The organism is bacterium, assembly GCA_030247525.1.
In the GTDB taxonomy this organism is placed as follows: domain Bacteria; phylum Electryoneota; class JAOADG01; order JAOADG01; family JAOADG01; genus JAOTSC01.
This window is the reverse complement of record JAOTSC010000109.1, coordinates 1-11291: the sequence shown is the minus strand read 5'-3', so window position 1 is coordinate 11291 and position 11291 is coordinate 1. Positions and strand designations below refer to the sequence as shown.

Annotated in this window: 8 protein-coding genes; 2 read left to right on the top strand and 6 right to left on the bottom strand. The window is 48.1% G+C overall.

Annotated features, from left to right (window positions below):
• Positions 1-755, top strand: a 755-nt coding sequence (locus OEM52_10345) for a T9SS type A sorting domain-containing protein (GenBank protein MDK9700531.1), incomplete at its 5' end; no start/stop codon positions are given.
• 147 nt (positions 756-902) lie between these two features.
• Here the strand turns inward: OEM52_10345 and OEM52_10340 are convergent.
• From OEM52_10340 to OEM52_10320, 5 genes are all read right to left on the bottom strand, one after another.
• The gene (locus tag OEM52_10340) at positions 903-1391 is read right to left on the bottom strand and encodes a glutathione peroxidase (GenBank protein ID MDK9700530.1); all 489 of its coding nucleotides are present in this window, start codon (positions 1389-1391) and stop codon (positions 903-905) included.
• Positions 1392-1524: 133 nt separating this feature from the next.
• A complete protein-coding gene (cydB, locus tag OEM52_10335) occupies positions 1525-2553 on the bottom strand; it encodes a cytochrome d ubiquinol oxidase subunit II (GenBank protein MDK9700529.1) in 1029 nt (342 codons plus the stop codon).
• The gene (locus tag OEM52_10330) at positions 2550-3899 is read right to left on the bottom strand and encodes a cytochrome ubiquinol oxidase subunit I (GenBank protein MDK9700528.1); all 1350 of its coding nucleotides are present in this window, start codon (positions 3897-3899) and stop codon (positions 2550-2552) included. The genes cydB and OEM52_10330 overlap by 4 nt, the downstream gene beginning before the upstream one ends.
• 160 nt (positions 3900-4059) lie before the next feature.
• Positions 4060-4248 (bottom strand): ferredoxin, encoded by a 189-nt coding sequence (locus tag OEM52_10325; GenBank protein ID MDK9700527.1) that lies wholly within the window; start codon positions 4246-4248, stop codon positions 4060-4062.
• Between the two features lie 14 nt (positions 4249-4262).
• Positions 4263-4766, bottom strand: a complete 504-nt coding sequence (locus OEM52_10320; GenBank protein ID MDK9700526.1) for a DUF134 domain-containing protein — start codon at positions 4764-4766, stop codon at positions 4263-4265.
• 410 nt (positions 4767-5176) lie between these two features.
• Between OEM52_10320 and OEM52_10315 the strand changes: the two genes are divergently transcribed.
• Entirely contained in the window at positions 5177-10420 is a 5244-nt protein-coding gene (locus tag OEM52_10315; protein ID MDK9700525.1) for a hypothetical protein, read from the top strand.
• An 84-nt stretch (positions 10421-10504) separates the two neighbouring features.
• Here OEM52_10315 and OEM52_10310 read toward each other — a convergent pair.
• A partial coding sequence (locus tag OEM52_10310; protein ID MDK9700524.1) for a hypothetical protein occupies positions 10505-11291 on the bottom strand: 787 nt, incomplete at its 5' end.

Genomic DNA, 11291 nt, shown 5'->3' with positions numbered 1-11291 from the left:
GGGCTATCGCTGTTTCAGGAAATTCTGCCTTTGTTGCAGACGGTGAGTCGGGAATTGCGATATTCGATGTTTCTCACCCTGATTCTCTTCGATTGATAAGGGTACTTGACACCCCGGGATTTGCATCGAAGATTACGACCGAGAGCAACTTTGCATACACGGCAGATGGCGATTCAGGTTTATGTATCCATGATATCGCCAACCCACTACAACCTGTCGAAGTCGGTAGATTCGACACGCCGGGTATAGCAAATGATGTTAAAGTATCGGGGAGTTATGCATTTATCGCAGATGGACCTGCCGGTATTCGAATTCTTAACCTATCGGATCCCGCAAGACCACAAGAAGTTGGATATTATAACACACTCGGTAATGCGAATGCCGTTTCGATTACTGATAGTATTATCTTTGTCGCCGATGGGAATAACTTTGGTGTTTTCGACTATTCACAAATTCTCGGCGTAGTTAATCGAGCTTCCGAAGTAATCCCTCAACATTTTTCCCTCAAACCAAATTACCCCAATCCGTTCAACTCCTCGACTGAAATTCGGTATACGATTGCAAAAGCGAGCATAGTCGATTTACGGGTATTCGATATTTCGGGGAGAGCGATCGCAAAGCTGATCGACTTTCATCAAAATCCCGGGGAGTATACGTTCCATTTTGAAGGCAAATCACTCGCCACCGGAACCTATTTCGTTCGTTTGAATGCTGGAAACTTTTCTCAAACACAGAAGATGGTGTTGATGAAGTAGTATGAAGTTACGTTAAAAAAGAGATTACCTTTGGAGTTGCCACGTCATTCGCTAGTTGGCAGATTCCAAGCAATGACAACCTTGTGAATGCAATAAAAGCCCGTTCAATCGTGACGGGCTTCTCTATTTCAATAGGAAAGAATAACCTTACTTCCCCTTCATCGCCGCAACAATATCATCAACAATGTCGGCGGGTTTTGTGTTTGGCGCGTATCGTTCTAAGACCTTTCCGTCTTTCCCAATCAAGAATTTTGTGAAGTTCCATTTGATTGCTTCGGTACCTAAAATTCCGGGAGCGGATTTGGTAAGGTATTTATACAACGGATCGGCATTGTCGCCATTTACATCGATCTTCGCAAACATCGGAAAGGTGACTTGATAGTTGACCGAGCAAAACGTTTTGATATCCGCTTCGCTACCCGGTTCCTGTGCGCCAAACTGATTACAGGGAAATCCCAACACGGAAAAACCGTCTTTCGCATAAGACTGTTGCAGCTCTTCCAACCCTTTGTATTGAGGAGTAAATCCGCAATTACTCGCAGTATTGACGATGAGCAGGACTTTCCCGGCATATTCCGAAAGCGGCACCAGTTTGCCATCAATCGATTTCATAGTGAATGAATGTACGGTTTCCACGGTTTCCTTTCCTTGGGCAAATACCACAATCGGCAATATGAGCAAGAATGCGATGAGTTTTGACATTGTATCTCCGGTTAGGATAATGATACGGTTATTTACGGTCGTTGGTTAGTTCGGTTGCAGACCGCGCTCAATAACTCATTTTATCAAGCTTTACTTTACCGCGGAAGATCCAGTAAATACTCACGGTGTATGCAATTACTAACGGCATTCCAATCAACGCTATGATCAGCATAATCATGAGGGTTTTTTCGGAAGAAGCCCCGTTGTAAATCGTTAGACTATTTTCGGGCAACCCTACTGAATACAACATCGTCGGAAACATCCCAATTCCAAATAGTGCCATCAATGCCGCAATGGCGGCGCTGGAGGAAAGAAACGCGCGAAACTCCCTGCCGAGATGGATTTCCCGTGGGATGTTCGCGATGGCAAGCATACTCAGTAACGCGACACTAAACAGCCAAGGGTATTCGCGAAATGCCGCAGTCATCCGGGGAACATACAGCAAGGTTGCCATCGTCGTTGTCGCATAGCATATAATGAAAAAGACCATGGTGTTGTTCACCCAGTTTCGCACCGTTTTCTGGACTTCCTGTTCGGTTTTCAAAACCAGATAAATCGCGCCGTGCATCATGAAAAGCGCAACGGTAGTAATCCCTACTAACAGCGAGTAAGGGTGGATCAAATCCAATAGTGTGCCGGTATAATTATGCGCGGCGTCGAGTGGAATCCCCCAGATAATGTTCCCCAACGTGATGCCGATCAGCAACGACGCTAATAAACTCCCGCCGAAAAAACTTACGTCCCACACTTTTCGCCAGCGAACACCAGTTTGCTTGCTGCGAAATTCAATCGACACCGCCCGAAAAATCAACGCAAACAAGAGCAACATAAAAGGAAGATAGAATCCGGAAAATGCCGTCGCATAAACTTCGGGAAATGCCGCGAATAGCGCTCCACCAGCGGTAACCAACCAAACTTCGTTCCCGTCCCAAACAGGTCCGATTGCATTCAAAAATACCCGTCGTCCGGTATCGCCCTTGATGAATAAATGCAATATTCCGACCCCAAGATCGAATCCGTCGAGAATCGCATATCCAGTCAAGAGAATTCCAATCAGGAGATACCAGAGGAAATTGAAATCCAAGGCGTCGATCATGCGCGGTGTCCCTCACTTTCGACTTGCTCAGCGATTTCCGGGCCGTGTTGAATTTTGTCATTTAGGAGATATAGAAAAACGGCAAGCAACAGCGCGTATATCAAACCAAAAATGATTAACGACGACCAGACTTGTGAGGCGACCACATTCGGCGACAATCCATCTTTTGTGCGCAACAAACCGTATACAATCCATGGTTGCCGGCCGATTTCCGCCGACATCCATCCGAGTAGATTCGCCGCTTGCGGCAACAGCACCGTAAACACCAATACCCAGAGTACGAGCCGCCACTGCGTGATTTGACATTTCCATACGCCATACGCTGTAAGCAAACTGAGTCCGATGAGAAACATCCCGATGGCAACCATCGCATGATAGGTCTGAAACACAACATTCACGGGAGGACGATCCGCTGCGGGAAATGCATTTAACCCGGTGACGGGAGCTTTCGAATCGCCATGTACTAAAAAGCTCAGCATCCCGGGAACCTTGACGCCGATGACTTGTTGACTGGTCTCATCCACCCATCCAAACAGATACATCGGCGCTGGTTCGTTTGCGGGATAATGTCCCTCGAACGCCGCTAATTTTGCCGGTTGGTATTGCGCTATTGTCTGTGCACTACTATGGCCGGTGACCAATTGACCAAGTGAGCCGATGAGGGAAACGAGCAAACCAATCTTCATACTCTTTGTTGCAAATTCGGTGTGCTTGTTCTTGAGCAGATAGTACGCACTAACACTGAGCACGAGCCATGCCCCGGTCTGCCACGCCGCTGCCAGCGTATGGGTCAACCGGTCAACTGTCGAGGGATTGAACACCAACGCCCAGAAATCGGTTATCTCAGCCCGCATTCCGGAAGCAGTCTGCACCAAATGGTAACCGGTCGGCGTTTGCATCCAGGAGTTTGCGACGATAATCCAGATTGCGCTAAAGTGGGAACCCAACGCGACCATCACAGCCGCGAAGAAGTGCATTTTTGGACTAACTTTATCCCATCCGAACAGCAGGATCGCTAAAAAACCCGATTCGAGGAAAAAAGCAAACACCCCCTCCGCTGCGAGAGCGCTGCCAAAAACATCGCCAACAAAACGCGAATAATTTGACCAATTCGTTCCGAACTGGAACTCCATGACAATACCGGTGGCAACGCCGATAGCGAAGATGAGTCCAAACACCCGCACCCAAAAGCGGGTCATTTGATGGTAGATGATCTCGTGAGTTTTGAGATACATCCCCTCCATCGCTACGATGATCAACCCTAAGCCGATACTGAGCGGTGGAAAGAGGTAATGAAATCCAATCGTGAAAGCGAATTGCAGTCGCGAAAGATGTTCGACATCCATAGTTGCTTCCGAAAGTTTTCACATAGTGTTACGAGTTTTCATTCGTGATCACTACTACTTTGAAATTCTTCGATTTAACAGCAACGAACGTTGGTAACGATTGGCAGATTGAGTTGAGAATGAGAGATCAATTACTTTGTATTGTATCGATCAACCAAAACTATTGGGAATGCTTTTTCTGAAACAATTGATGATGTTCCGACCCTTCCCGTAACATCTTTGCGCCGCACTTCGGGCATAGTTCTTCACGACAAGGGTTGCCGGCGCGATGTGGAATTTTTTCGCCGCATTTTGGACAGATGCAATTTCCGCCGGAACCGGCATTGTGTTGTTTTTCGATACCACTCATTTTTCAATCCTCGATTAGTGACAATCGCAATCATCGCCTTCACTGTGATGTTCGCCTTTCCCGCCGCAACAGCCATCGGGATTCGCTTCCGATTTCGGTTCCGGTTTGTGTTCGCAGCCGAATCGTTTGCTGCCGCATTTCGGACAACCCGGGGTATGGCAACGCCCTTGATCGGATTCCCAACGATAGCCGCAATCGGCACAGACAAAATTCCGTTTCATGATAACCTCGTAAGCTCCCCCTTCGATTCGCAAAGAGTAACCATTACTCAAAGCAAGTATCGTTTTACGGCGAGCTAATTCAATGATTCTTCCAAACGTAGCACGCGAGACGCCCATCATCCCGCCAGCTTTGGCATGGTGGAGACCTTGCAAGTCGGCAAGTTTTAATGCTTCCAATTCATCGACCGAAAGCACAACTTCTGTTTTCAAATTCAACGGGACACCACAAGGTTTGTAGCGGTTGATTGAGGGCACTGACGATACTCGTCGGCAGTTATGTGGACGACCTGACGGCATAGACTCTCCTTGCAACAATATAAGCATATACCCATAAAAAGTCAAGTAGATGGGAGTAGTGGGGCAAACGTTTGCGCGCGTGTGTAGCGGAGAGTCTCAGACCTTTTCTTCTTTTTCGGGCAAGTCTTTGACCTACCCCTACCAAAGAACGGGCTTGGAAGCCCGTATCCACCCCACTTACTTGTCTTCGCGAGGAGCGGCATGCGCAACTTTGTGCGCATGAAGCGACGTGGCGATCTCAGCAATGGGCGACCCAAAGAGTCTGCCCCTTCAATAAAACTATTCTCCGCAAACCCACTTGCACTGCGAATCGAATTGCTTTACGTTTTAATGTCTTTTCCAGTTCGATGAATGTTCATCAAAACGAACCATTCCCCTTTTCTCATCACCTCAATTCCAAAGGTCTCGTTATGAAGTTGCGATTCGCTTGTTTGTTATCGGTACTCATCGTTTGTGTATTATCTCTGTTTGTGTTTGCCGCCCCAGAACTGGAGCGTACATACAGCAAAGCAGAACTTCTCGCAATTGCTCAACGTGTGATGAACGGACAACCGGTCACACCTGAAGAGAAAGCTGCCGCCTACCCGACTTTCCTTGCACTCAATGCACAACGTCAATCTACTCCCCCTGCAACCGATCTGACCGGTGGTCCGGATGGTTTCGGGTATCGTTTCATGGATTCTAACGAACCGGGTGGTCCGACCTATAGCTGGATTACCCCATCCGGGACAACGGTATCTGGTTGGAACGGCGCAGATGATGGTTATGCCGGTCCTTACGATATTGGTTTTACGTTTCGTTACTACGGTCTCGACTACACTCAATTCTACCCGGGAACCAACGGGAGAATTCAATTTGGCACTCCGACGGCTGGTAATTATGGAAGCTGGGTGCCCGATAACTATCCAGGGGTCTACTTCTGGAACTCCGATATGATGATACGGGGAAGTACATCAGTTATTTATCAGAACTTGACATCTCCGAACCGATTGGTTGTGACTTATACGAACTTAGGTTACTACTCGAGTAGCCTTCCATCCTCCTCGGTATCGTGTCAGATTATTCTGTTTGAAACTGGGGATATCATCATACAATACGGCACCCAAACAAGCACCCAACAATATTGTGGCGGGTCTGGTTTGTATGGCGGAACGACTTACTACTACTTGAATTATAGTACATCAATACCAACACCTGGCACCGCTGTCCGGTTCTTTACTTTGGGAACCGCTTCCAATCCTTCACCTGCAGATGGGGCAAGTAATGTCGTCATAACTCCGACATTAAGTTGGGCCGAGGCTGCCGCAGCTATCGGATACGACGTTTATTTCGGCACGACCAATCCACCTACCACCCGGGTTGTTGACAACCAGCAGGTGACAACCTACACTCCTGACACTCTCGCTGTTGCAACCCAATACTGGTGGCAGGTGATTGCACGCAGCGCAACCAGTACAAATCCTGGTCCAATTTGGACATTTACCACCGGTTCTGGAATAGGTTTATTAAGTCCCAATGGTGGTGAAACTTATCCAGCGGCTCCCGGACAAGGACACCGTCGACAGATAAGCTGGTATCGATATGGTGGTGCAGGAAACTCGATTGATTTGTATTTATCGAGTAATAGTGGTGTGACATGGCCTACTACCATCGCTACTAATCTGCTCGATACCGGAAGCTATTGGTGGACGATTCCCAACATCTCCGGTTCAACATATCGGTTGAAAGTTGTGCTGCGCGATGGTGGCGGTGCTCAAATCGCTGCCGACTCCAGCGATGCAAACTTTTCAATTGACAATGTTGCTCCTACCGGTACAATCACTTTAGTCTCCCCTGCTGATGGTGCGATTGCTTCCACCCGTCCGACTTTTTCTTGGACTCGCACTTCACTATCAGGCGCTGTGCGATATGAAGTAGTAAAATTCACCGGCACCGGTTGGCAAAGAATTACCCAGACAAGCAATGTTACAACCACAACTGTCATACCTTCGGTTGCAGAAGCGATACCGAGCAGTCCACCTCCGATTGCATGGCGGGTTCATGCCGTTGACGCTGCCGGCAATTGGGTTGCATCTACTCAAACCTGGTCACTCAACATCGATGGGATTCCTCCCGAACCATTTTCGTTAACAAGTCCGAGTGATCAGTATTGGACAAATCTCCAACAACCGACATTCCAATGGCAACCTTCGAGTGATGCCAGTGGAGCGGTTACATACAAGTTCTATCTTGATGATGTTCTGCTTGCTTCCAACATCAACCAACCCAGTTACACACCAACCAGTCAAATCTCGTTCGGTAATCACACATGGTATGTCGTTGCAGTCGATCCTCACGGAAATCAACAACAGTCTAACCAAACATGGAATCTCACGGTCGGTTTCTTCGAGATGATGCAACCTACGGAAAACCAATGGTTGTATGACTCCTCACTAACGTTTACTTGGAACAATATCTCAGCCCCCGGGATACCATTTTTACGCTATGACTTCCGGATCGATGGTACGTTGATGTCAAGTCATCCCAGCATCACCGACACCAGTTATCAACTTCCCGCCGAACTTGCGTTAGGGAATGGTTCTCATACCTGTTATACCCAAGCAATAGAAAGCTCCGGTACAATTGTCTATACCACACCAGTGCGCAACCTTCGAATCGACCGCGTACCCCCGCTTGCTTTCAATCTGTCGACACCAACCGACAATGCGGTGGTTACAAATCAACTCCCAAGTTTCTCGTGGGTATCAACCAGTGATGCCGGGGTCGGTTTCTCGCATTACGAGCTCTGGATCAATGGCACCAAAGTGCGCGACTCCCTCCATGTCACATCCTCAACCGCACCAACTCAAGTATCGGAAGGTGCACATACTTGGTATGTCGTGGCTGTCGATTTATTCGGCAATCGTCAACGTTCGAATCAAATCCGTACAGTCGTTATCGACGTAAATCCACCCATTGCAGCAATACCGATTTCCCCCATCAATGGCGATACTTCGATTTCCGCTCGGCCGACCTTCCGGTGGTTGAAATCGTCCGATTTGGGTTCCGGTGTCCAATTATACCGGCTGTATGTTGCAGGAACTCAGCGCGGCGGCAATATTACACACACGGGTGCTGATACGGTTTCCACGACGATTACTGATTCGTTGGCGAACGGCTTTTACGAATGGTATATCCGTTCTTATGATGGATTATCATTCAACACAACATCGAACTATGGTTACTTCTATGTATTGTACGGTAGAATCACGGTTATAAAGCCGAATACCGGCATTACACTTTACACAGGGATAACCGATACGATTCGATGGAGTTCGCAAGCAATCACTGGAAATGTGAAAGTCGAATTGAATCGCGAGTATCCATCGGGAACGTGGGAAACGCTGTTTACCAATACTGCAAACGACGGAAGTGAGTTATGGATACCAACCGCTCCAGCAACTACTGCCGCCAGAGTTCGTATCTCATCACTTAACAATCGACTCATCACCGATGTTTCCGATAACAATTTTACTATTAGCTCTCCCGCAATTCACATTACACAACCGAATGGCGGTGATATTGCTATTAATGGCGAGACTTCACAAGTACTCTGGACGACCAATCTCTCCGGTACAGTTACCATCAAAGCGAATTGGAGTTATCCATCCGGGGCATGGACAACACTATCTTCGACGACATCAGCGGCGAGTGGATCGTTTTCGTGGATTGCTCCAGTAATCGATACGCAAACCGCGCGATTTGCCATCATCTCGAATCTGTTCCCCACGATAAGCGATACTTCTGATGCAAACTTCCGCGTGGAACCGCGGCGGATTACTATTTTATCGCCAAACGGTGGAGAGATTCTCGTCGCTAACATCCCCGATACAATTCGATGGTCAGCAAATTTCAGCGGAACGGCTGCAATCGGTGTTAGCCGAGTCGGTCCCAGTTTTGATTTTACTGAACTCATTCCAAACGCTGAGGCGATTCCATTGTCACAAGGTTCCTTAGTTTGGACACCGGAACTACCTGCTACTATGGAAGGAAGAATCGTCATCGCTGGAAATGAATATGAAGTGTATGACTGGTCGGACAACGATTTTCAAATCGTATCGGCGCCAATGTCGCTGCAACTGCTTCGTCCCAATGGTGGAGAGATTCGTTATATTGGGGAACCTGATACTATTGCATGGACATCGGAAAACCTAACTGGCAGCCTAACCATCGAAATCAAGCGCAACTATCCGGTCGACAGTTGGCAAGTTATCGATTCGACAATCAGTACCAGTGCTGGACTATTCCTCTGGTCACCAACAACACCGGTTTCGGAAAATGCCCGAATCCGGATTCGTTCCAATCTCGTACCATCACTGGTGGATACTTCGAACGCCAGTTTCAGTATTCGACAACGTTCGGTCGTACTTACTCGGCCGAATGGCGGGGAAACCTTCCGGATTGCATCGCGCGATACCATTCGCTTTGCTGTCACCAATCTGCCTAATGGTGTTCGGATCGAGTTAAACCGTGCCTACCCGACTGGCGAATGGACAACCTTAGTCGACTCGGTTTCATCTACTGCAACTTATTGGGTGTGGAATCTGGTCGATGCACCCGCCACAACCACCGCCCGAATTCGAGTAATGGCGCGTGGTTACCCAGCTTATGGCGATACAAGTAGCACAAACTTCGCAGTACAACCGTACACAACACTTTATAGTTCGGCAGCTAACATCACATTCCCAAGCATCCGTCCACACGTTTCCGATTCAGTTTTGGTAGCGATTGCTAACCGGAGCAATCTGCCGTTCCGCTATAATACAATCGCTGGTGTGAATAGTAGTATTTACAGTCATCGCGTTCTTGATACCGACTCTATAATCGGTGTGAACGATACGTTGAAAATCCGGGTGAAGTTCCGACCAGACTCTACCGTAACCTATCTTGATACATTACGGATAACCTTTGATGCACCTTACGATCCGATATCGATTCCATTGAATGGAACCGGTATTGGATATTATGCAAGTCTAAGTGCTAATAGTTACAACTTCCCCACGACATTAGAACCAACTCGGAAAGATTCAACGACGATTCGCGTGGTAGTGCGGGGAAACCGGCAGTTGTTAAATGCCGACTGGATTACGTTACCGGCTGGTATGCCGTTCCGCGCCGCCCCGGATCCAGTTACAGTAATAAATCCCAACGATTCGCTTACCGTGAAGTTGTATTTTGAACCGACGACGCAAGGGGTATTCACTGGTCAGGTTGCATTGGTCTGCAACGGAATCAATGAAGACACCTTGCGGATAAATCTGTCCGGTTCCTCACAGTACATCCCATCAGCGCCGGGCGGGTTGTCAATCGTTCGACAGGGTGAAGATATGCGATTGAATTGGGTACCAGTCGATACATCCATCAATGGCGTTCCCTTGGTTGTGAGTCGATATCTTGTTTTCTTCCGCAATACGAACACCCAACCATGGAACTATCTCGCATCGACGCTTGGTGCGAACACTACGCTGTTCACCCATGAGCGAGTCGTTACCCACAGCGCTGCCATGTACTATGAAGTACGGGCGTGGATTGGCGATGGCGACAGTTTGGATCGGATTTTACGTGAGCTTCCGGTCGGAACGCCGGAGGATGAATTGTGGCAACGTCTTAAGTAGAATTGCTGTGCAGTGAATTTCTAATCTATTTGAAACGGGGAGTAGATAGTCTATTCCCCGTTCTATTACATCAATACTTAGCTACTACAATTGCGGTGCATCGGGGAAGAAGGGAATTGATGTTTTCATCACCCGTTCCCACAACACCGTCCCCCGTTCAATCCCGTACACATAGAGATAGTTGTCGATGTGAATCCGGGCGACTTTCCAAGTTGTCTGTTGCGCAACTTTATCGACCCACTCATCGTAAGCGTTGGCATTTTTGGTCCGCAACGCATTCATCAACGATTGTTTCAACTTCGGATTACTGAACGTTTCCCGCCACGTCGCTAGTAGCTCATACCGGTTTTCTGGTGGTTTCGCCGATACCGGACGCAGCGGTTTTTCCGGCTCGGTTGCTGGAACTGGTTCGCTTGGTATTGGTGTAGCCATCGGTTCCGGCGATGGCTTGGCAGTTGAAACCGCTATCGGAGCTTTTTCTACTAAGGGTGGTGGTGGAGCAATCTGTTCTTCCAGTTTAGCGACGTTATCGAATGATCCACCGGATTGCATCTTCCGGGCAACGACATATTCCCGCCGCAATATGGAGTACCGTTCCAAAATGAGCGCTAACTCATCGATCTCAACCGGATGCGGATCAAGCGAATCCTCAAGTTTCAATACATCAGCAAGTACTTTCGCTTCGGACAAATCGAAGACCGTAGCCAATACGCCCAATTCGAGAACTTGTTGGTGAAAGCCCAATTCACGCGCCCGCTCGAAAATCATGATCGAGAAACCGCGGGGGTCGGTTTCCAATGCCCGTAAATCCAACGGATCGGTACTCCAGCCACCCGTGAATGAATTCGCAGATTTTTCGATTGCCTCTTCC

What these genes read in the sequence shown, in the direction of transcription:
- cydB (MDK9700529.1), bottom strand. Translation starts at nt 2,553, where the DNA reads ATGATCGACGCCTTGGATTTCAATTTCCTCTGGTATCTCCTGATTGGA.
- OEM52_10330 (MDK9700528.1), bottom strand. Translation starts at nt 3,899, where the DNA reads ATGGATGTCGAACATCTTTCGCGACTGCAATTCGCTTTCACGATTGGA.
- OEM52_10325 (MDK9700527.1), bottom strand. Translation starts at nt 4,248, where the DNA reads ATGAGTGGTATCGAAAAACAACACAATGCCGGTTCCGGCGGAAATTGC.
- OEM52_10320 (MDK9700526.1), bottom strand. Translation starts at nt 4,766, where the DNA reads ATGCCGTCAGGTCGTCCACATAACTGCCGACGAGTATCGTCAGTGCCC.
- OEM52_10315 (MDK9700525.1), top strand. Translation starts at nt 5,177, where the DNA reads ATGAAGTTGCGATTCGCTTGTTTGTTATCGGTACTCATCGTTTGTGTA.